Source organism: Planosporangium thailandense (genome assembly GCF_011947195.1).
GTDB lineage: Bacteria > Actinomycetota > Actinomycetes > Mycobacteriales > Micromonosporaceae > Planosporangium > Planosporangium thailandense.
The window spans coordinates 141,131-162,020 of sequence record NZ_JAATVY010000004.1; the positions used below are offsets into that span (position 1 = coordinate 141,131).

The following is a 20,890-nucleotide window of genomic DNA, read 5'->3' on the forward strand; positions in this document are numbered from 1 at the left end:
GCCGGTGTACGGAACAAGACAGCTCGCGTGGGCCCGCCGGGTCTAGAGTTCGACCGATCTGATCAGAATTCGTGTGGGGGTTGTCGATGGTTTACGTACGACTGGCTCGGGACTGGACGGACGACGAAGGCCTCGAGCACGACGCCGGGGACATGGTCGACGTCGACGCGGTCACGTTGGCGCAGCTCGAGGCCGACGGGGTCGTCGAGGCGTCCGATACCAGGGAGACGCCGGTGCTGACCGCGTGGGCGGGCGAGACCGGTGTGAAGCCGCAGTGGGCGGGCGAGACCGGTGTGAAGCCGCAGTGGGCGGGCGAGACCGGTGTGAAGCCGCAGTGGGCGGGGGAGACCGGGATCGAGGCCTGACCCGACCGCGTCCGCGGCCGTGGCCTGCGCGCGCACGACGGAGGCCACGGCCGCGGACGCCCCGTGATGCCCCTGAACGGGCGTCAGCGGTCGGCCATGCCGGCGCGGCGCCGCAGGGCGCCGAGGTCGGTCACCACGATCCGCCGACCCTCGGTGCGCAGCCAGCCACGGCCGGCGAAGGACCCGATCGCCTGATTGACGCTCTGTCGGGAACCGCCGGCCATCTCCGCCAGCTGGCTCTGGTTGAGCTCGATGGTGACCATCGGCGCCTGCGTGTCGCCGGCCAGGCGGACGAGCGTCTTGGCCACCCGGCCGGGCAGGTCGAGGAAGACGTGGTCGGTGTTCTGTTCGGTCAGTCGGCGGATCAACCCGCCGAGGGAGCGCATCACCGCGTCGAGGATGCGCGGGTTGGCGTGCACCAGCTCCAGGAACGCGCCACGGGACAGCGCCAGGGCCTGGCTGTCCTCGATGGCCTCCGCCGACGCCGACCGGGGCGAACCGTCCAACAGCGACACTTCGCCCAGCACGTCCGGTGGTCGGATGACCGACAGCACGGCGCGTTCGCCCGTCGGTGCGGTGCGGAACACCATCACCGCGCCGCGCCTGAGCACGATGACCGACTCGCCAGGATCGTTCTCGACGAACAGCAGTTGACCCTTGCGATAGGTCCGCGGCACAGCGGCCGCGATGACGCGCTGGCGCACCTCGGGCTCGAGCGCCGCGAACATCTCCACACCGGTCAACGCATCGCCGGGATCCGGCAGCCGAACCTCCACGGTCCAACCCCTCCCGGTAACCATCCGAACAGCTACCCAGATCATGGCCTGCGGGCCGCCCTGTGTACACCCTGGGGTCGGCTGTCCGATTCTTTGGAACGTCCGAGGCTAGCCGCTCGCAGGAGGATGATCGAGGGGGGCGGGGCGGCCGTCACGGTCAATTGCACAATTGGGCGACGGGTCGGCGCATCGGTGATCGGCGCCGCGGTGGAGGATGGTCTGCGATGCCTTACCGCTACTTCTACGACTGTGAGTTCATCGAGGACGGCCGACTGATCGACCTCGTGTCGATCGGCGTGGTCGATGAACGCGGCCGGGAGTTCTACGCCGTGTCGACCGAGTTCGACGACGCCAGGGCGATCCCCTGGGTGCGCCGGAACGTGCTCGACAGGCTGCCGTCGCCGGCCGACCGGGCGTGGCGGTCCCGCGAACGCATCCGGGACGACCTGTACAGCTTCCTCGTCGAGCCGCTGGAGGCCGGAGCGGCCGACGAGATCGAGCTGTGGGCGTGGTACGCCTCGTACGACCACGTCGCGCTCGCCCAACTGTGGGGGCCGATGACGGCGCTGCCCCGCGAGATCCCGCGCTTCACCAAGGACCTCCGGCAGCTCTGGGACGACCACGGCCGTCCGTCGCTGCCCACCATGGCCGACCGCCACGACGCCCTGGTCGACGCCCGGCACAACCTCGCCCGGTGGCGGGCGATGGGGCCACTCGGCCGCGGCGGGAGGTAGCCGTAACGTTACTGAATGGTAGGGGTTGAACAGGGAAAACATATCGACAACCGCGAAGGGGTTGATGCGACCGGAGGCCGGACGGCGACTACAGTGCCGGTTGCGGCCCGCCCCGGGCCGGCAACGGTGCCGATCGCGGGGCCGGACCCCTCAGGTGCGTCCGGTCTCCGCCCGAGGGCTCGCTTGTCGTTTACGCACGAACACATGGAAGGACGGCCAGGTTATGCGTATCGGCGTGCTCACCGGCGGCGGTGACTGCCCCGGCCTCAACGCGGTCATCCGCGCCGTTGTCCGCAAGGGCATCTCCACGTACGGTCACGAGTTCGTAGGGTTCCGCGACGGCTGGCGCGGCCCGCTCGAGGGGCTCACCCGCCCACTCGGCATCCCCGAGGTGCGCGGGATCCTGCCGCGCGGCGGGACGATCCTCGGCTCCTCGCGTACCAATCCATTCAAGATCGACGGCGGTGTCGAGCGGATCAAGGCCAACCTGGCCGACCAGGGCGTCGACGCGCTCATCGCCATCGGCGGCGAGGACACCCTGGGCGTCGCGGCGAAGCTGGCCGACCTGGGCGTCAACGTCGTCGGCGTACCGAAGACGATCGACAACGACCTCGGCGCCACCGACTACACGTTCGGCTTCGACACCGCGGTCAACATCGCGATGGAGGCGATCGACCGGCTGCACACGACGGCCGAGAGCCACCACCGGACCCTCGTCGTCGAGGTGATGGGCCGGCACGCCGGCTGGATCGCCCTGCACTCCGGAATGGCCGGCGGCGCCAACGTGATCCTGCTGCCGGAGCGGCACTTCGACATCGAGCAGGTCGCGGAGTACGTCGACAAGCGGTTCGAGACGCAGTACGCCCCGATCGTCGTCGTCGCCGAGGGCGCGACCCCGGTCGAGGGCCAGATGGTGCTGCAGAACCAGGAGCTCGACGCGTTCGGCCACGTCCGCCTCGGCGGCATCGGCCAGTGGCTCGCCGAGCAGATCGAGAAGCGCACCGGCAAGGAGGCCCGGACCGTCGTCCTCGGGCACATCCAGCGCGGCGGCACGCCGACCGCGTTCGACCGGGTGCTCGCGACCCGGTTCGGGCTGCAGGCCATCGACGCCGCGCACGACGGCGACTTCGGCAAGATGGTGGCGCTGCGCGGCACCGACATCGTGCGGGTGCCGCTGGCCGAGGCGACCCGCGAGCTGAAGACGGTGCCGATCGAGCGGTACAGCGAGGCCGAGGTCTTCTTCGGCTGACAGTATGGGGGGTCGGGGTCGTCCTCGACCGCAACACGTGCGCGACCGTCGCGCCGGGCGCTCCGAGCGTCCGGCGCGACGATCGTCGGGGGGAAGGAACTGGTATGCACACGATCGCGGTGATCGGCACGGGCAAGATCGGCGAGGTGCTCCTGTCGGGCCTGCTGCGCGCCGGCTGGCCGGCCGACCGGCTGCTCGCCACGACGCGCCGCCCGGAGCGGGGGGCCGAGCTGAAGGAGCGCTACGGCGTCGAGATCGTCGACAACGACACGGCCATCGCCCGGGCCGACGTCCTGGCGGTCGCCGTCAAGCCGCAGGACGCCGAGGTGCTGATGGCCGACCTCGGGCCGCGGATCCCGGCCGACAAGCTCGTCGTGAGCCTCTGCGCCGGTCTGCCCACGTCGTTCTTCGCGAAGTGGCTGCCCGCGGGCACCCCGGTCGTACGGGTCATGACCAATACCCCGGCCCTCGTCGACGAGGCGATGACGGCGATCTCCGCCGGTGCGCACGCCACCGGCGACCACCTGAGCCTGGCCGAGGAGATGTTCCGGCCGCTCGGTCGCACGATCCGGGTGCCCGAGTCGCAGCAGGACGCCGTCACGGCGCTGTCCGGGTCCGGCCCCGCCTACTTCTACTACCTGGTCGAGGCGATGACCGATGCCGGGATCCTGCTCGGCCTGCCCCGGCAGGTGGCCCACGACCTGATCGTGCAGACCGCGATCGGCTCCGCGATCATGCTCCGCGACTCCGGGGAGCACCCGGTCAAGCTGCGCGAGGCGGTCACGTCCCCGGCGGGGACCACCATCAGCGCGATCCGGGAGCTGGAGGACCATCGGGTACGCGCGGCGCTGCTCGCGGCGCTCGAGGCCGCCCGCGACCGGGCCCGGGAGATCGCCGACCAGACCGGCTGAGCCCGTTCGCCGTCATTGCGGCGGATTGACGAGCCGGTAGCCTACGTCGGGTGCGATTCGAAATGACGCGGGCGCTGGACGCGATCGAGCGCCGACTGAGTACGGACCCGCTGCGTACCGGTGCCGTCATCGATATCGGCGAAGTCGCCCGGCTCGCCGACCTCGACGGCGGCCGGCCGGCGCAGCTGATCCGGGTGGGGCTGGTCGTCGACGCGCTGACCTGGCAGACGGGCGACGACGGCCTGGCGGTCTACCCGGTGGCCTCGCGCGGCCTGCTGTCGGACACCGATCTCACCGCCAACGAGCGGATGGTCATCCGCCGCTGGTCCGACGACGGGCTCGTCGAGGTGGTGCCGGCCGAGGCGTCGGCGTTGGGGCGGGCCGGGGAGGTCGCCACGCTGCTCGGCCAGCCGTTGCTCAGCCGCGAGCAGCTTCCCGGGTACGCCGGTGTGCGGTTCGCCCCCAAGGCCGCGGCGGGCGGCGCCACGCTCGACGGCGGGCTCGGCGCCACCCCGAAGCGCTCCGCCGCGCTCGGCCGGCGCTGGGAGTGCCCGGTGTCCGACTGCGCCAGCTTCGGTGCCACCGCCGGTCCGTTCTCCGGCGGCGCGGTCCGGGAGGGCGCCCAGCCGCCGCCGCAGTTCGTACGCGGGGTGCCGTGCTGCCCGCGCCACGGTGAGCGACTGGTCGACGAGGGGCCGCAGCCGCTCGCCGTACCCATGGTCGCCCGGGTCGAGGGCGCGGTGTGCGAGCGGTTCACGGTGACCGAGGGCCGGCCGGTGGCGGTCGGCCGGGCGCCCGACGACCGGGAACGGGTGGTGCTCGGGCCGCACCTGGGCGAGGAGGCGGTGCTCCGGGTCAGCCGCAACCACCTGCGCCTTGAGCTGCGCGGCGACGAGCTGCTGGTGACCGACCTCAGCACCAACGGCACGGTGATCCTGGAGCGCTCCGGACCCCGGGGGGCGGCGCGACCGACCGGGCTGCCCTACGACCGCCCGCACCCGCTCGGCGATTGGGACGTCGTCCAGCTGTTCGAGGGCGTCGAGCTGTGCCGGGCCGACCGTCAGAGCGCCCCGGAGGGTGCCGCCCGGCAGCGCTCGGTGATGGGTGACGCGCCGACGATGGCGATGCGGTTTCCCCGGCCCTGACGGTCCCGGCGCCGCGCCTACCGGGAGGGCACGCCGGTCACGTATACATGATGTGTATACGTGGTGTGTATAGTCTTGGCCATGTCAATCGGTCAGGCGTTCCTCGGGCTCCTCGAGTCCCACCCCCGCCACGGGTACGACCTCAAGCGGGCCTATGACGAACGGTTCGGACAGGACCGTCCACTGCACTACGGGCAGGTCTACGCGACGCTGTCGCGACTGCTGAAGAACGGACTCGTCGAGGTCGACAGCATCGAACCCGGCGAGGGACCGGAGCGCAAGTGCTACGCCATCACCGCCGCCGGGGTGACCGACGTGGAGCGGTGGCTCGCCAATCCGGAAAAGCCCGACCTGTACCTGCAGAACACGCTGTACACCAAGGTCGTGATCGCGCTGCTGACCGGCCGCGGCGCGGCCGAGATCCTCGACACCCAGCGGGCCGAGCACCTGCGCCTGATGCGCGACCTGACCCGGCGCAAGACCGACGGCGACCTCGCCGACCAGCTCATCTGTGACTACGGCCTGTTCCACCTCGAGGCGGATCTGCGCTGGCTGGAGCTGACCGCCGCCCGCCTCGACGAGCTCACCCGGGAGGTCCGCTCGTGAACGGCACGACGACGCCGCTGCTCGCCGGCACCGGCCTGCGCAAGACGTACGGCGCCACCCCCGCCCTCGTCGACGCGACCATCTGCGTCCGCGCCGGTGAGGTGCTCGCGGTCATGGGGCCGTCCGGCTCCGGCAAGTCCACACTGCTGCACTGCCTCGCCGGCATCGTGGCGCCGGACGCGGGCCGGATCGTCTACGACGGTCGGGAGCTGACGGCCATGTCCGACCGGGAGCGCAGCGCCCTCCGGCGCCGGGAGTTCGGCTTCGTGTTCCAGTTCGGTCAGCTCGTACCCGAGCTGACCTGCCTGGAGAACGTCGCGCTGCCGCTGCGGCTGGACGGCCTGAAGCGCCGCGAGGCCGAGCGCCGGGCGGCCGGCTGGCTGGACCGGCTGGAGGTCGCCGACGTCGCCGACAAGCGGCCGGGGGAGGTCTCCGGCGGCCAGGGCCAGCGCGTCGCGGTGGCTCGTGCGCTGGTCCACCAGCCGCGGGTCGTGTTCGCCGACGAGCCGACCGGTGCCCTGGACTCGCTCAACGGCGAGCGCGTCATGCGCCTGCTCACCCGGGCGACCCGGGAAGCCGGAGCGGCCGTCGTGCTGGTCACGCATGAGACGCGCGTCGCCGCGTACTCCGACCGCGAGATCGTGGTCCGCGACGGCACCAGCCACGACGCGGAGCTGGTCGCATGATCGCCCGGTGGATCCGGGACCTGATCCTCGGGGCGCGCCTGAGCCGGGCCGGCGGCCGCGACGGCCGGGTCCGGATGGCGATGACCGCCGTCGGGGTGGGGATCGGGGTCGCGATGCTGCTGGCCGCATCCTCCATCCCGGCGATGCTGCAGGCCCGGCACGACCGGACCGCGGCCCGCGACTATCAGATGTACGGCGATACGCCGATGGCCAAGAGCGACCGGACTCTGCTGGTGACGGAGGCCGACACCGAGTTCCGCGGCATCACCGTCCGCGGCCGGCTGCTGCAGCCCGACGGCCCCCACGCGCCGGTCCCGCCCGGCCTGGCGACCCTGCCACGGCCGGGGGAGATGGTCGTGTCCCCGGCCCTGGCGGCACTGCTGTCCGCACCGGACGGTGCGCTGCTCAGACCGCGACTGCCGGACCGGATCGTCGGCAGCATCGGTGACCGGGGTCTCGCCGGGCCCCGCGAGTACGCCTTCTACCTCGGCAGCGACCAGCTCACCGCCGACTCGAACGCGCACCGCATCGACCACTTCGGCGACCGGAACGTGGGCGACGCGTTCAGCCCGATGCTCGCACTGCTGATCGTCATCATCTTCGTCGTCCTGCTGCTGCCCATCGGGATGTTCATCGCCGCGGCGATCCGGTTCGGCGACGAACGGCGCGACCGGCGCCTCGCCGCGCTGCGTCTGGTCGGCGCCGACAGCCGGATGGTGCGGCGGATAGCGGCCGGCGAAGCGCTGGTCGCCGCGGGGCTGGGCCTCCTCGCCGGTGCGCTGTTCTTCCTCGTCGGGATCCAGTTCGTCGAGGGCGTCACGCTGACCGACATCAGCGTGTTCACCTCGGACGTGCGCCCCGATGCGGTGTTCGCCACGCTCGTCGCGCTGGCGGTGCCGGCGGCGGCCGTCGGGATCACCGTGCTCGCCATGAGCCGCGCCGTCATCGAGCCGCTCGGCGTCGTCCGGCGGTCCGGCGGCACCCGCCGACGGCTCTGGTGGCGGCTGGCACCGCCGGCCGTCGGGCTGGCGCTGCTGTACCCGCTGGTCGGCCAGGTCGGCAGGTCCACCGCCCGGGCGAACCCGTTCCAGGTCGCCGGCGGCGCCGTCCTGCTGCTGATCAGCGTGGCGGTCATCCTGCCCTGGCTGATCGAGGCTGTCGTACGCCGGCTCGGGGGCGGTGGGGTCGCCTGGCAACTGGCGGTCCGCCGGCTCCAGCTGAGCAGCGGAACCGCCGCCCGGATCGTCAACGGGGTCGCGGTCGCGGTCGCCGGCGGCATCGCGCTGCAGATGCTGTTCTCCGCCGCCGCGGCCAGCAACTCCATCCCGACCGGCCAGGACATCACCCGTGCGCAGGTCGAGGCCGGCTTCGACCGGGCCACCGGCCCGGCGATCGCCGCGGAGGCCGGCGCGAGGTTCCGCGCCACCCCGGGCGTGCGCTCCGTGCTCAGCTTCGCCGAGCTCACCGGTACCGACCCGAAGGCGCCCGCGCCGTCGGAGGGCATGGCGCCCACCTTCCCGATCTACGTCGCGGACTGCCGGACGTTGGCCGAGCTGGCCGCGATCGACCGGTGCGCCGACGGCGACGCCTTCCTCGTGGCGAGGGCCGCCGGGGACCCCTTCAAGGGGGCGACCCCCGGGCCGGGGGAGCGGGTCCGGGTGGGCTCCGTCGAGTGGACCGTTCCGCCGTCCGCGCGCCCGGCCGAACCGAAGCCGGACTCCCTCGCCCGCACCGCCAGCGGCGTCTACGCCACCCCGTCGGCCGCCGGCGTGGCCGCGCTGCGGGAACCGAGCGTGCGCACGTTCCTGCGGGTCGACCAGGCCAAGCCCGACGTGTACGAGTACGTCCGCAACACGGCGTTCGCCATTGACCCGGCCATGTACGTGACCGTCCTGCAGGGCACGCGTGCGTCCAGCCAGTTCATCACCATCCAACGCGGCCTGTTCATCGGCCTGGTGGTCACGCTTCTGATGATCGGGGCGAGCCTGCTGGTGTCGACGCTGGAGCAGTTGCAGGAGCGGCGCAGGCTGCTCGCGGCGCTGGTCGCGGTCGGCGCTCAGCGGGCGACGCTGGGCTGGTCGGTGCTGTGGCAGACGGCGGTGCCCGTACTGCTGGGCCTCGGGCTGGCCGTCGTGGCCGGGGCGGGCCTGGGCGCGGTGCTGCTCGCGATGGTGGGTGAACCGGTGCGGTTCGACTGGTGGAACGTGAGCGGGATAGCGGGGACCGCGGCCGCCGTCGTCCTGGTGGTCACCGGGCTGAGCCTGCCGGTCCTGTGGCGGCTGGTCCGCCCCGACGGGCTGCGGACGGAGTGACCGGCTCGGCCTCTTACGGTCCAGGTGACGGGGTAGAAAAGCGGGATGCTGATAGTGGTGGACGGCGCGAACGTCGTCGGATCGGTACCCGACGGCTGGTGGCGCGACCGCGCCGGCGCCGCGGCGCGGTTGCGTGACGCGCTGGCCGCCGCGGGCCCCGGCGTCCTGGCCGGCGGCACCGACGGCGACGAGGTGGTGCTCGTCGTGGAGGGCGCCGCCCGCTCGGTGCGGGCCGTGCCGGGGGTGCGCGTGGTCGCCGCCGACAACCGGTCCGGTGACGACGAGATCGTGGACCTGCTGCGCCGCGAGGGTACCGGCGACGAGGTCGTCGTCACCGCGGACCGGGGCCTGCGGGACCGGGTGACCGCGCTCGGCGCCCGGGTCGTCGGCCCGAGCGCCCTCCGCATCCGCCGTTGAGTACGTCCGGCACTTGCGGTCATCGATCACCATGCGGGCATGGGTCTATTTCGTAGGACTCCCCGGGTGGCCACGGCCAACGGCCGGGCGTTCCACTGTGTCGTCTGCGGCGGCCGCGAGTTCTGGAGCCGCGAGACCGCGCACCGGATTCATGATCGTGGAGGATTTTCCGTGCCGGGACACGGAAAATCCTCCGTGATCACGCGAAGCGGGGGAGGGCTCCCTCCCGCGCCAGCGCGGCGCCCTGCCGCAGGCCGGCCTCCAGCGCCGGTACCCGCCGGGAGGCGGCCAGCACGTTCGGCCCGATGGCCCGGAGCGCCTCGGTGTCGGGCTTGATGAGGGTGACCGCCGCCTGCGCACGGAGCGCCTCCAGCTCGGCGTGGGGAGCGCCGATGGGCGAGTCGGCCAGCGGCGCGATCACGACGATCTCGTCATGGCCGGCGGCCAGGTCGGCGTTCGTGCCCGACCGGACGCCGCCGTCGATGTAGTGACGGCCGTTGATGGCCACCGGTGGGAACACGCACGGCACGGCGCAGCTCGCCACCATGGCGCGCACCAGCGGTACACCGGAGCTCCGGTCGAACGTGGTGAACTCGCCGGTCTCGGCCTCCACGGCGGTGATGACCAGCGGTCGCTGCGGCCACTCCTGCTGAGGCATCTGGGAGGCGAACCACCTGACCTCCTCCTCCGCGTCGCCCACCGGCGCGCTCAACGCCAGCGCGCCCACCCGGGCCCGGGCCTCGCGGGGCTCGAGCGAGCGGTCGCGCAGCACGCTGAAGGCCTGGATCGCCAGCGCCACGTCGATGGTCGGGGCCTTGCGCTCCTCCTCCTGCCGCTGCATGGCGACGGCGAGGTCCAGATCCATGTCGGTGGCCACCATCGTGCCCACGATCGAACCGGCCGACGTGCCGACGACCAGGTCGGCGGAGGTCAGGTCGATACCGGCCGCGCGCAGCCCGTACAGCACGCCGACCTCCCAGGCGATGCCGGTGATCCCGCCACCGCCGAGCACCAGTGCGGTGGTCACGCGTAGAACCTCGCGACCGTCTCGGCTACGCAGCAGGGCTTGGCCTCGCCCTCGACCTCGACGGTGACGCGGGCGACCACCTGCACCCCGCCCTCGACCGGCGTGACCTCGACCAGTTCGACCCCGCCGCGGACGCGGCTGCCGACCGGCAGCGGCGCGGGGAAGCGGACCTTGTTGAGCCCGTAGTTGACCGCCATCCGTACCCCGTCGACCCGGTAGACCTCGGCGTTGAGCATGGGCACGAGCGAAAGCGTCAGGAAGCCGTGGGCGATCGTGCGCTTGAACGGACCCTGCGCCGCCCGCTCCGGATCGACGTGGATCCACTGGCGGTCGCCGGTCGCGTCGGCGAACAGGTTGATCCGCTCCTGGTCGACCTCGTGCCAGTCGCTGTATCCGAGGTGCTGTCCGACCGATTCGGTGAGCGCGGCCAAAGACGGGAACTCTCTCATGCACTCGGAGTGTAAGTTCTTTGGCTGTGAACGTCGATGGTCGTACGGCGCGGGCGGTGCGTACCCGCCGGGCGGTCGTGGACGCGTTCCTGGCCCTGCTCGCCGAGGGGGACCCGCGGCCGACCGCCGAACGCATCGCCGAGCGGGCCGGTGTGTCGCTGCGCTCCCTGTGGACCAACTTCGCCGACCTGGAGACGCTGTACGCGGCGGCCGGCCAGCGCCAGCTCGAACGGCAGGCAGAGCTGGCGCGCCGGATCAGTCCCCGGCTGCCCCTGGCACAACGGGTGGCGGCGCTCGCCCGGCAACGGGCCCAGGTGTTGGAGTTCCTCGCTCCGGTGGCGCGGGCGGCGCAGCTGCGCGAGCCGTTCTCGGCGCAGCTGCGGGCCAACCGGGCCCGGCAGTACCAGATCGCCCGCGACGAGCTGGCGCAGCTGTTCGCCGCGGAGCTGGAAGCGGCCGGCCCGGGCGCCGACGAGCTGCTCAACGCGCTCACCGCGGCGAGCACCTGGCCGGCCTGGTCGGCGCTGCGCGACGACCTCGGCCTCGGGGTGCCGGTGGCCCGGCAGACGATGGCGCGCATGCTGTATTCACTGCTTTCGCAGCCACCTACCGACCAGTAGAGTGCACCGAAAGTGCATGTTCTTTCGAAGGGACGGACCATGGCCCGAGTCGCGATTGTTACCGGCGCCGCCCGCGGAATCGGCGCCGCCACCGCCGAGCGGCTGGCCGCCGACGGCTTCGACGTCGCCGTGCTGGACCTCGACGAGGCGGCCTGCGCCGACACGGTCGAGCGCGTCACCAAGACGGGCCGGCGCGGCCTCGCGGTCGGCGCCGACGTGTCCGACTCGGTCGCCGTCGACGCCGCCGTCACGCGCGTCGCCGAGGAGCTCGGCGCGCCGTCGGTGCTGGTCAACAACGCCGGCGTGCTGCGCGACAACCTGCTGTTCAAGATGAGCGACAGCGACTGGGACACGGTCATGAACGTGCACCTGCGGGGCGCGTTCCTGATGAGCAAGGCCGCCCAGAAGTACATGACCGAGCAGAAGTGGGGCCGCATCATCAACCTGTCCAGCAGCTCCGCGCTGGGCAACCGCGGCCAGGCCAACTACTCGGCGGCCAAGGCCGGCCTGCAGGGCTTCACCAAGACGCTCGCCATCGAGCTGGGCAAGTTCGGCATCACGGTCAACGCGGTGGCCCCCGGTTTCATCGTCACCGACATGACCGCCGCGACCGCCGAGCGCATCGGCGTGGGCTTCGAGGAGCTCCAGGCCAGCGCCGCCAAGCAGATCCCGGTGCAGCGCGTGGGCCGTCCCGAGGACGTCGCCCACACCATCTCGTTCTTCGCCAGCGAGGGCGCCGGCTTCGTGTCCGGCCAGGTCATCTACGTCGCCGGCGGGCCGCTCAACTAGTCATGGACGCCACCGAACTGCGCGAGCGGGTCCGCGCCTTCCTCCGCGACCACGACCCGGCAACCATGGACCGGCTGGAGTTCCTGCGTGCCCGCTTCGACGCGGGCCTGGCCTGGATCAGCTACCCGCCAGCGCTGGGCGGTCTCGGCGCGCCCCGCTCGCTGCAGCCGGTCGTCGACGACGAGTTCGCCGCCGCCGGCGCACCCGACAACGATCCGATGCGCATCGCGATCGGGCTGGGCATGGCCGCCCCGACGATCCTGCGCCACGGCACCGACGAGCAGCGCCGGCGCTGGCTGCGTCCGTTGTGGACCGGCGAGGAGGTGTGGTGCCAGCTGTTCAGTGAGCCGGGTGCCGGCTCCGACCTCGCCGCCCTCGGTACCCGGGCCGTTCGACAGGACGACGGGTGGACCGTCGACGGGCAGAAGGTCTGGACGTCGCTCGCGCACGAGGCGCGGTGGGCGATCCTGATCGCGCGCACCGACCCGTCGCTGCCCAAGCACCAGGGCATCACCTACTTCGTCTGTGACATGACCGACCCGGGCGTCGAGGTCCGGCCGCTGCGCCAGATCACCGGCGAGGCGGAGTTCAACGAGGTCTTCCTGACCGGCGTGCGCATCCCCGACGCGCACCGCCTCGGCGAGGTGGGCGAGGGCTGGCGGGTCGCGCAGACCACGCTGATGAACGAACGGGTCGCGATCGGCGGCGGCGCCGTCCCGCGCGAGGGCGGCTTCATCGGCGTCGTCGCGAACACCTGGCGGTCCCGGCCCGAGCTGCGCAGCCCGGGTCAGCTCGACGCGCTCATGCGGCTGTGGGTGTCGGCCGAGGCCGGGCGGCTGACCGCGCAGCGCCTCGGTGAGCAGTTGGCCACCGGGCAGCCGGGGTTCGAGGGGTCGGCGGTCAAGTACGCGTACGCCAAGCTCAACCAGGAGATCTCCGGCTTCGAGCTGGAGCTGCTGGGTGAGGAGGGCCTGCGCTACGACGACTACACGATGCGCCGGCCGACGGGTGTGCCGTGGCAGGAGCGCTCGCCGGGCTACCGGTACCTGCGCGCCAAGGGCAACTCCATCGAGGGCGGCACCTCGGAGATCCTCGCGAACATCATCGCCGAGCGGGTGCTCGGCCTGCCGCCGGAGATCCGCGTCGACAAGGACGTCCCGTGGAAGGACCTGCCCCGATGACCCTGTTGTACAGCGAGGTGGAAGAGGAGCTGCGCGGCGCGGTCCGGCGGCTTCTGACCGACCGGGCGCCGTGGACCGCGGTGCTCAAGCGCACCGAGAGCGACGAGCCGTACGACCATGCGCTGTGGCGTACCCTCGCCGCCGAGATCGGGACCGCGGCGCTGCCCGTACCCGAAAAGCTCGGCGGTGCGGGCGCCTCCTGGCGGGAGGCCGCCGTGGTCGCCGAGGAGCTGGGCCGGGCCGTCGCACCGGTGCCGTACCTCGGCGCGGCGATGGCCACGGCGGCGCTGCTCGCCATCGCCGACGATGACCTGCTCCGGCAGGTGTCGGCCGGGGAGCGGACCGCTGTGCTGGCCACGCCGCTGTCGACCGGCCCCGGTGCCGCGCCTCCGGTCTCGGCGCGCGTCGACGGCGACACCCGCGTCGACGGCGACACCCTGACCGGCGCGGTCACCAGCGTCGCCGACGCGCTCGCCGCCGACGTGCTGTTCGTGATCGCCGGCGACGGGCTGTACGCCGTCGAGGCTGCCGCTGCCACCCGTACCCCGGTGCTGTCGCTCGATCTGACCCGGCGGCTGGCCGACGTGTCGTTCGAGGGCGTGCCGGCCCGGCGGCTCGCCGGCCGGGACGCGGTCGGGCCGGCCTGGGCGGCCGCCTGGCGCGCCGGCGCGGTGCTGCTCGCCAGCGAGCAGCTCGGCATCGCCGAGTGGTGCCTTTCGACCACCGTCGAGTACGTGAAGACCCGCCACCAGTTCGGCCGGCCGGTCGGCTCGTTCCAGGCGCTCAAACACCGGCTCGCCGAGCTGTGGGTGGCGGTGACGCAGGCCCGCGCGGTCGCCCGGTACGCCGCGGGGTGCCTCGCCGACGGCGACCCGGACCTGGCCGTCGCCGCGTCGCTGGCGCAGGCCCACTGCGGGCCGGTCGCGGTACGCGCGGCGGAGGAGTGCGTGCAGCTGCACGGCGGCATCGCGATGACCTGGGAGCACCCGGCGCACCTGTACCTGAAGCGGGCAAAAAGCGACGCGATCGCGCTCGGCACGGCGGAGCGGCACCGCGCCACACTCGCGGGGTTGGTCGATATCCCCAGCTGACCGCCTACCCTGGGCGCATGGCGCGCACCCGGCTGTACCGAAACGGGGTCCTCGAAGCAGAGGACTTCCCGGTCGAGGACGTCTCCGACCACCTCGCCGACGACCAGGCGGTGGTGTGGCTCGACCTGTGCCGGCCGACGCAGGCCGACTTCGATGTGCTCAGCGAGGAGTTCGGGCTGCACCACCTCGCCGTCGAGGACGCGATGAACTTCGGCCAGCGGCCGAAGCTCGACCGGTACCGTACGCACCTGTTCATCTCGGCGTACGCGGTGGGGCTGGACCGTGCCCACGGCCGGCTGACGACCTGTGAGATCGGGGTCTTCGTCACGCCGCAGGCGCTGATCACCGTGCGCCGCGACGACACCGTCGACATCGAGGCGGTGGTGGCCCGCTGGGACGAGAACGCCGACCTGACCAAGCACGGCGTGGCGTTCCTCCTGTACGGGCTGCTCGACTACCTCGTCGACGGGCACATGGCCGCCGTGCAGGAGTTGGACGCGTCTTTGGAGGGCGTCGAGGGACGGCTCTTCGACGGCGACCGGGTGTCGATCCGGGATGTGCAGCGGCGGTCGTTCCGGCTGCGGCGCAGCCTGGTCGTGCTGCGCCGGGTCGTGCTGCCGATGCGGGAGGTGGTCAACGCGCTGATGCGCCCCACCCTGCACGTGGTGAGCGAGCCGATGCTGCCGTACTACCAGGACGTGTACGACCACGTGCTGCGCGCGTCGGAGTGGACCGAGTCGCTGCGGGACCTGGTCACCACGATCTTGGAGACCAACCTGACCATCCAGGGCAACCGGATGAACCAGATCATGAAACAGCTCACCAGCTGGGCGGCGATCATCGCGGTGCCCACGGCGATCACCGGCTTCTACGGCCAGAACGTGCCGTACCCGGGCTTCGGCAAGATGTGGGGTTTTGTGGCCTCGACGGCGGTCACTGTCGTGATTTCCGTCGCGCTTTACGTCTCGTTCAAGCGCAGAGACTGGCTGTGACCGTGTCATTCCGGGCGTCCACCCGTCGGGATCACCCGCCTCCTGCGACAGCCCGCCCGGCGGCGAAAGTACCCTGGTCGCATGCCAGAGGAGTGGCACCACTTTCGTTACCCCGGTCCTGAGATCGGCCGCCAGGCCCTGACCCAGGAAGACATCGACGCCTTCGGGCTCGACCGTTGGCGTGAGCTGCCGCGCGCCCAGACCCCGCCGTGGCCCGACCCGGCCGTCGTCGACGAGGTCGCCTCGGTGCTCAACACCGTGCCGCCGATCGTCGCGCCCTATGAGGTCGACCAGCTGCGGGAGCGGCTCGCCCTGGTCGCCGACGGCAAGGCGTTTCTGCTTCAGGGCGGCGACTGCGCCGAGACGTTCACCGACAACACCGAGAGCCACCTGCTCGCCAACGCGCGCACGCTGCTGCAGATGGCAGTCGTGCTCACGTACGGCGCGAGCCTGCCGGTGGTCAAGGTGGGCCGGGTGGCCGGGCAGTACACCAAGCCCCGCTCGTCGCCGACCGACGCCCTCGGGCTGCCGGCCTACCGCGGCGACATGATCAACTCGCTGGACCCCGATCCGCAGGCCCGCGTCGCCGACCCGCAGCGCATGATCCGGGCGTACGCCAACGCGTCCAGCGCCATGAACATGCTCCGGGCCTACCTCGGCGGCGGCATGGCCGACCTGCACGCGGTCCACGACTGGAACAAGGGGTTCGTGCGCAACTCCGCGGCCGGCCAGCGCTACGAGGCGATCGGGCGGGAGATCGACCGGGCGATCGGCTTCATGAAGGCCTGCGGCGTCACCGACGACGAGGCGCTGCGCACCGTCACGCTGTACTGCTCGCACGAGGCCCTGGCCTTGGAGTACGAGCGGCCGCTGACCCGCATCGTGGGGGACCGGGCGTACGGGCTGTCCGGGCACTTCCTCTGGATCGGTGAGCGCACCAAGCAGATCGACGGCGCGCACGTGGACTACATGTCGCGGATCGCCAACCCGATCGGCGTCAAGCTCGGGCCCGGCACCACTCCGGAGACCGCGATCGAGCTGTGCGAGAAGCTCAACCCCGACAACATCCCGGGCCGGCTCACGCTGATCTCCCGGATGAGCAACGGCAAGGTTCGCGACGTGTTGCCCGGCATCGTCGAGAAGGTCACCGCCTCCGGCGCCCGCGTGGTGTGGCAGTGCGACCCGATGCACGGCAACACCATCGAGTCGTCCAACGGCTACAAGACCCGCCACTTCGACCGGATCGTCGACGAGGTTCTGGGCTACTTCGAGGTGCACCGCGAGCTGGGCACCCACCCGGGCGGCCTGCACGTGGAGCTGACCGGCGAGGACGTCACCGAGTGCCTCGGCGGCGCCCAGGCGATCGAGGAGCTCAACCTGTCGGAGCGGTACGAGACCGCCTGCGACCCCCGGCTCAACACCCAGCAGTCGCTGGAGCTGGCGTTCCTGGTGGCGGAGATGCTGCGCGGATGAGTGGCGGAGATGCGGCGCGGATGATCGTCGATCTTCGCAGTGACACCGTGACCAAGCCGACCCCGGCCATGCGCGAGGCGATGGCCGCCGCCGAGGTCGGCGACGACGTGTACGCCGAGGACCCGACGGTCAACGCCCTGCAGGCGGAGGTGGCGGCGCTGTTCGGGCACGAGGCGGCGCTGTTCGCGCCGACCGGCTCGATGGCGAACCAGATCGCCATCCAGCTGGTCGTCCCGCGCGCGGACGAGCTGCTCTGCGACGCGGACGCGCACGTGGTCAACTACGAGGTCGGCGCGGCGGCCGCCATCGGTGGCGTGTCCACCCGTACCTGGCCGGCGCGCGGCGCCGATCTCGACCCCGACGAGATCGCCGCGATGATCCGCCCCGACGGGTACCACGCCGTCACCACCCGGGCGATCGCCGTCGAGCAGACCCACAACCGGGCCGGTGGGGCGGTCCTCCCGCTGGCCACCCTCGAACGGCTGCGGTCGGTCGCCGACGACGCCGGCCTCGCCCTGCACTGCGACGGCGCCCGGATCTGGCACGCCCACGTGGCCGACGGCGTACCGCTGGCCACCTATGGGCGGCTGTTCGACACCCTGTCGGTCTGCCTGTCCAAGGGCCTGGGCGCGCCGGTCGGCTCCCTGGTCGTCGGCTCCGCCGAGAAGATCGAGAAGGCGCGCTGGATCCGCAAGCGCATGGGCGGCGGGATGCGGCAGGTCGGGGTACTCGCGGCGGCCGGCCAGTACGCGCTGCGCCACCACATCGCCCGGCTCGCCGACGACCACGCCCGGGCTGCCCGCCTCGCGTCGGCGCTGGCGCCGTTCGGGGTGGTGGACGTGGAGGCGGTGCGCACCAACCTCGTGCCGCTGGACCTGACGAAGTCGCCGGTCGACGCGTTGGCGCTCGGGGCTGCCGCGCGCGACGCCGGCGTGCTCGTGTCCGTGATGGGCCCGCACAGCGCGCGGCTGGTGACGCACCTCGACGTCGACGACGCCGGGATCGACCGGGCGATCGAGGTCCTCACCCGCGTGCTTTCGTGATCCTGAAGTATTTTCCGTGTCCCGACACGGAAAATCCTTCAGGATCACGCACCAGGGGCGAGGGACCGGAGCAGCGCGATGTCCGCGGGATGCCCGGCGCCGTCGTCGTTCGGCGTCTCGACGATGATCGGTACGCCCCGGGTCGCCGGATGCGCCAGCAGTTCACCGAAGGCCGCCGCGCCGATCGTGCCCTTGCCCACCGACTCGTGCCGGTCCCGGGTGGAGCCGAGGGCGTCCCTGGAGTCGTTGGCGTGCACCAGCCACAGGCGGTCCGCGCCGACGGCGTCGACCAGCGCGTCGAGCGTCGCGGTCATACCGCCCGGGGTCGCCAGGTCGTGCCCGGCGGCCCAGGCGTGGCAGGTGTCGAAGCAGGTACCCAGCCACGGGTGGCGCTCCACCGCGTCCAGGTAGGGGCCGAGGTGCTCGACGCGCGAAGCCAGTGACCGGCCGCCGCCCGCGCTCGGCTCGACCAGCAGCTTGGGCAGCCCTTCGGCGGCGGCCCGGTCCAGCAGCGGCAGCAGCGCGTCGCGTACCTGAGCGGCGGCCTTGTCGGCGTGCTCGGCGTCCACCGCGCTGCCGGCGTGGAACACGACACCGCGGGCGCCGATCATCGCGGCGCGGCGCAGCGCGTGCTCCAGCGTGGCCACCGACCGCTCGACCGTGGCCGGCGTCGGCGAGCCGAGGTTGACCAGCAACGACGCGTGTACGTAGGCCACGGCGCCGCGGTCGCCGCAGCAGGTGGCGAACGCCTCGTCCTGGCGCGGGTCGCCCGTCGGGAGGGCCCAGCCCCGGGGGTTGGACACGTACACCTGGACCGCGTCGGCTTCGCTGCGCTCCAGGTAGCGGAGGGTGCCCTTGGCCAGCCCGCCGCCGAGCGTCGCGTGGCCTCCGATCACCGGCTTTTTAGCTATTTGCTGCACATCCACACAATCATCCAAAGCACAACAACACGATCGTCGTGCCGGGCGGCACCTGCTGCCCGGCACCGGGGTTCTGGACCCGGACCGTACCCCCGCCGACGACCTGTACCTGCAGGCCGGCCTGGGTCAGGATCTGGCGGGCCTCGTCGGCGCTACGGCCGTTGACGTCCGGGACGGTGACGGCGGGCGGACCCTTGCTCACCGTCAGCGTCACCGTCGTACCCGGCTCGACGCCGGTGCCGTCGACGGGGTCCTGGGAGAGCACGGTGTTGGCCGGCTGCGTGCTGTCCTGCTGCTTGACCGCGACCTTGAGCCCCTGCCCGGCGAGGGCGTTCTGCGCCTGGTCGACCGGCTGGCCGACGACGTTCGGCACGGTGACCGGGGCGCGGCCACGGCTGACCTTGAGCACGATCTTCGTGTTGGGCTTCACCGTGCTGCCCGCGGCGGGGTCGGTGCCCACGACCGTGCCGGCCGGCACGACGTCGTCGTACACCTGCGTGACCTGCACGGTGAGCTTGATCTCGGCCAGGTCCTTCTGGGCGAGCGCGACGTCCTTGCCGCCCTCGTCGGGCACCTTGTACCGCTCGGGCCCCAGCGACAGCGACAGGGTGATGATGCTGCCGCCCACCACCCGCCGACCCGCCGTGGGGCTCTGCGCGACCACGGTGTCCTTGGGAACCTTCTCGTCGTACCGGCCGCCGTCGAAACGCACCGTGAAGCCGTTCTTCTCGGCGAACGCGACCGCCTGCGCCTTTTTGAAGTCGACGAGGTTCGGCGCGGTGGTGAAGCGGCCCACCCCGAACCACCAGCCGCCGAACGCCACGAGCAGGCCGAGTACGGCGAGCACGGCGGCGACGCTGATCCGCCCGCGCGGGCTGCCGAGAATCCGCTGCCGCAGGCTCCTGCGCTCGGTGACGACCGGGTCGTCGTCGTAGAGCTCCTCGGCGTACCGCGGTCGCCGGGCGCGGGACCGGCGGGTCTGCCGGGGCTGCGGCAGCCGGGCCCACTGCGGCCGGTCCTCGACCACCGTCGGGTCGACGTGCAGCGCGGAGACGTCCAGCGCCTCCAGGTGCATGGTGGCGTCCGGCGACGCCAGGTGCATGGTCGCGTCCGACTGGGCGAGGTGCGCGGTCGCCTCGGCGTTCCGGCTGAGGTCGTATCGGGGAACCACCACCGTCGGCGCGGCCTCGGGCCGGGTCCGGGTCGATTCGGCGACGGCGGTGATCTCGCGCGCCTCCTGCACCTCCGCGAGCATCGCGCCCGCGTCCGTCGGGCGGGCGCCCGGGTCGCGGCGGGTCGCGCGGACCACGAGGTCGTCGACGACCGGCGGCAGGCCGGGCACGTAACGCGACGGCGCCGGGACGTCCCGGTCGACGTGCTGCCAGGCCACCTCGACCGGGCGGTCGGCCTCGTAGGGCACCCGACCGGTCAGCATCTCGAACAGCACCAGGCCGGCGGAGTAGACGTCGGTGCGCGGGTCCGCGTGCCCCTCGGTGACCAGCTCCGGCGCCACGTACGCGACGGTGGCGAGCAGGTGACCGCCGTTGCTCGGGGCCTCGGTGCTCGCCTCCTCGACCGCGCGGGCCAGCCCGAAGTCGGTGACCTTGACGACGCTGTCGAGCAGGCTGTGGTTGGGGGCGTCGGCCACCAGTACGTTTTCCGGTTTGACGTCGCGGTGCACGAGGCCGGCGCGGTGTGCGGCGGCGATCGCCGCGAGCATCTGCTCCATGATCGCGAGCGCCTCGGTGGGCGGCAGCCGGTGCTTGTCGGCGAGCACCTCCCGGAGGGTCCGCCCGCGCACGTACTCCAGCACCAGGTAGGGCAGGCCCTCGTGGGTGCCCTGGTCGTAGACGGCGACCACGTTGGGGTGGGTCAGCCGGGCGATGAGCTTCGCCTCGTCGGTGAACCGCTCGAGGAACGTGGGCTCGTTCGCCTGCGCCGGGTGGATGATCTTCAGCGCGACGGTCCGCTCGAGGCGCTCGTCCGTGGCCGTGTACACGGTCGCCATCCCGCCGCGTGCGACCCGCGCGCGAACGCGGTAGCGTCCGTCGATGAGCGCCCCGATGAGAGTGTCGGCGACTGTCGTGTCCATCGGCAGCGAGTG

At 72.2% G+C, this 20,890-nt stretch carries 21 protein-coding genes; 16 read left to right on the forward strand and 5 right to left on the reverse strand.

All coding sequences use genetic code 11. From position 1 onward, the window contains the following. The first annotated feature begins 86 nt into the window (after nucleotides 1–86). Nucleotides 87–365 carry a hypothetical protein gene (locus HC031_RS08310; protein ID WP_167924621.1) on the forward strand — a complete coding sequence of 93 codons (279 nt, stop codon included), beginning with the start codon at nucleotides 87–89 and terminating at the stop codon, nucleotides 363–365. An 83-nt stretch (nucleotides 366–448) separates the two neighbouring features. On the opposite strand, the gene HC031_RS08315 is transcribed toward HC031_RS08310, so the two are convergent. Then, the gene (locus HC031_RS08315; RefSeq protein WP_167924622.1) at nucleotides 449–1,141 is read right to left on the reverse strand and encodes a cyclic nucleotide-binding domain-containing protein; all 693 of its coding nucleotides are present in this window, start codon (nucleotides 1,139–1,141) and stop codon (nucleotides 449–451) included. Nucleotides 1,142–1,365: 224 nt separating this feature from the next. On the opposite strand from HC031_RS08315, the gene HC031_RS08320 reads away from it, so the two are divergent. From HC031_RS08320 to HC031_RS08355, 8 genes are all read left to right on the forward strand, one after another. Further along, entirely contained in the window at nucleotides 1,366–1,875 is a 510-nt protein-coding gene (locus tag HC031_RS08320; protein ID WP_167924623.1) for a polyadenylate-specific 3'-exoribonuclease AS, read from the forward strand. Between the two features lie 223 nt (nucleotides 1,876–2,098). After that, a complete protein-coding gene (locus tag HC031_RS08325; protein WP_167924624.1) occupies nucleotides 2,099–3,124 on the forward strand; it encodes a 6-phosphofructokinase in 1,026 nt (341 codons plus the stop codon). A 104-nt stretch (nucleotides 3,125–3,228) separates the two neighbouring features. Beyond that, on the forward strand, nucleotides 3,229–4,035 hold the full coding sequence (proC, locus tag HC031_RS08330) for a pyrroline-5-carboxylate reductase (protein WP_167924625.1): 807 nt from the start codon (nucleotides 3,229–3,231) through the stop codon (nucleotides 4,033–4,035). A 50-nt stretch (nucleotides 4,036–4,085) separates the two neighbouring features. After that, nucleotides 4,086–5,180 (forward strand): FHA domain-containing protein, encoded by a 1,095-nt coding sequence (locus HC031_RS08335; protein WP_167924626.1) that lies wholly within the window; start codon nucleotides 4,086–4,088, stop codon nucleotides 5,178–5,180. Between the two features lie 81 nt (nucleotides 5,181–5,261). After that, the gene (locus HC031_RS08340; protein WP_167924627.1) at nucleotides 5,262–5,786 is read left to right on the forward strand and encodes a PadR family transcriptional regulator; all 525 of its coding nucleotides are present in this window, start codon (nucleotides 5,262–5,264) and stop codon (nucleotides 5,784–5,786) included. Next, complete coding sequence (locus HC031_RS08345; RefSeq protein WP_167924628.1) at nucleotides 5,783–6,472, forward strand: ATP-binding cassette domain-containing protein; 690 nt, start codon at nucleotides 5,783–5,785, stop codon at nucleotides 6,470–6,472. The genes HC031_RS08340 and HC031_RS08345 overlap by 4 nt, the downstream gene beginning before the upstream one ends. Beyond that, nucleotides 6,469–8,784, forward strand: coding sequence for an FtsX-like permease family protein (locus tag HC031_RS08350; protein ID WP_167924629.1), 2,316 nt, complete (start codon nucleotides 6,469–6,471; stop codon nucleotides 8,782–8,784). Before HC031_RS08345 ends, HC031_RS08350 begins: the two co-directional genes overlap by 4 nt. A 45-nt stretch (nucleotides 8,785–8,829) precedes the next feature. Continuing rightward, the gene (locus tag HC031_RS08355; protein WP_167924630.1) at nucleotides 8,830–9,201 is read left to right on the forward strand and encodes a PIN domain-containing protein; all 372 of its coding nucleotides are present in this window, start codon (nucleotides 8,830–8,832) and stop codon (nucleotides 9,199–9,201) included. Between the two features lie 199 nt (nucleotides 9,202–9,400). On the opposite strand, the gene HC031_RS08360 is transcribed toward HC031_RS08355, so the two are convergent. After that, complete coding sequence (locus HC031_RS08360) at nucleotides 9,401–10,228, reverse strand: patatin-like phospholipase family protein (protein ID WP_167924631.1); 828 nt, start codon at nucleotides 10,226–10,228, stop codon at nucleotides 9,401–9,403. After that, nucleotides 10,225–10,677, reverse strand: coding sequence for a MaoC family dehydratase (locus HC031_RS08365; protein ID WP_167924632.1), 453 nt, complete (start codon nucleotides 10,675–10,677; stop codon nucleotides 10,225–10,227). Before HC031_RS08365 ends, HC031_RS08360 begins: the two co-directional genes overlap by 4 nt. Nucleotides 10,678–10,703: 26 nt before the next feature. On the opposite strand from HC031_RS08365, the gene HC031_RS08370 reads away from it, so the two are divergent. The 7 genes from HC031_RS08370 (at nucleotide 10,704) to HC031_RS08400 (ending at nucleotide 17,866) form a co-directional block, all read left to right on the forward strand. Further along, on the forward strand, nucleotides 10,704–11,297 hold the full coding sequence (locus HC031_RS08370) for a TetR/AcrR family transcriptional regulator (RefSeq protein WP_338090543.1): 594 nt from the start codon (nucleotides 10,704–10,706) through the stop codon (nucleotides 11,295–11,297). A gap of 39 nt (nucleotides 11,298–11,336) precedes the next feature. Then, on the forward strand, nucleotides 11,337–12,086 hold the full coding sequence (gene fabG / locus HC031_RS08375; RefSeq protein WP_167924634.1) for a 3-oxoacyl-ACP reductase FabG: 750 nt from the start codon (nucleotides 11,337–11,339) through the stop codon (nucleotides 12,084–12,086). 2 nt (nucleotides 12,087–12,088) lie between these two features. Beyond that, nucleotides 12,089–13,267 (forward strand): acyl-CoA dehydrogenase family protein, encoded by a 1,179-nt coding sequence (locus HC031_RS08380; protein WP_167924635.1) that lies wholly within the window; start codon nucleotides 12,089–12,091, stop codon nucleotides 13,265–13,267. Beyond that, entirely contained in the window at nucleotides 13,264–14,358 is a 1,095-nt protein-coding gene (locus tag HC031_RS08385) for an acyl-CoA dehydrogenase family protein (protein WP_167924636.1), read from the forward strand. The genes HC031_RS08380 and HC031_RS08385 overlap by 4 nt, the downstream gene beginning before the upstream one ends. Nucleotides 14,359–14,375: 17 nt before the next feature. Beyond that, nucleotides 14,376–15,350: a magnesium transporter CorA family protein gene (locus HC031_RS08390; RefSeq protein ID WP_167924637.1), complete on the forward strand. Its 975-nt coding sequence runs from the start codon at nucleotides 14,376–14,378 to the stop codon at nucleotides 15,348–15,350. 81 nt (nucleotides 15,351–15,431) lie between these two features. Further along, nucleotides 15,432–16,823, forward strand: coding sequence for a class II 3-deoxy-7-phosphoheptulonate synthase (locus HC031_RS08395; RefSeq protein ID WP_167924638.1), 1,392 nt, complete (start codon nucleotides 15,432–15,434; stop codon nucleotides 16,821–16,823). After that, nucleotides 16,820–17,866 carry a threonine aldolase family protein gene (locus HC031_RS08400; protein WP_420813616.1) on the forward strand — a complete coding sequence of 349 codons (1,047 nt, stop codon included), beginning with the start codon at nucleotides 16,820–16,822 and terminating at the stop codon, nucleotides 17,864–17,866. The genes HC031_RS08395 and HC031_RS08400 overlap by 4 nt, the downstream gene beginning before the upstream one ends. A 44-nt stretch (nucleotides 17,867–17,910) precedes the next feature. Here HC031_RS08400 and HC031_RS08405 read toward each other — a convergent pair whose 3' ends face one another. Next, complete coding sequence (locus tag HC031_RS08405) at nucleotides 17,911–18,792, reverse strand: deoxyribonuclease IV (RefSeq protein WP_420813617.1); 882 nt, start codon at nucleotides 18,790–18,792, stop codon at nucleotides 17,911–17,913. Nucleotides 18,793–18,796: 4 nt separating this feature from the next. Further along, on the reverse strand, nucleotides 18,797–20,878 hold the full coding sequence (gene pknB / locus HC031_RS08410) for a Stk1 family PASTA domain-containing Ser/Thr kinase (protein WP_167924639.1): 2,082 nt from the start codon (nucleotides 20,876–20,878) through the stop codon (nucleotides 18,797–18,799). Nucleotides 20,879–20,890 lie beyond the last annotated feature (12 nt).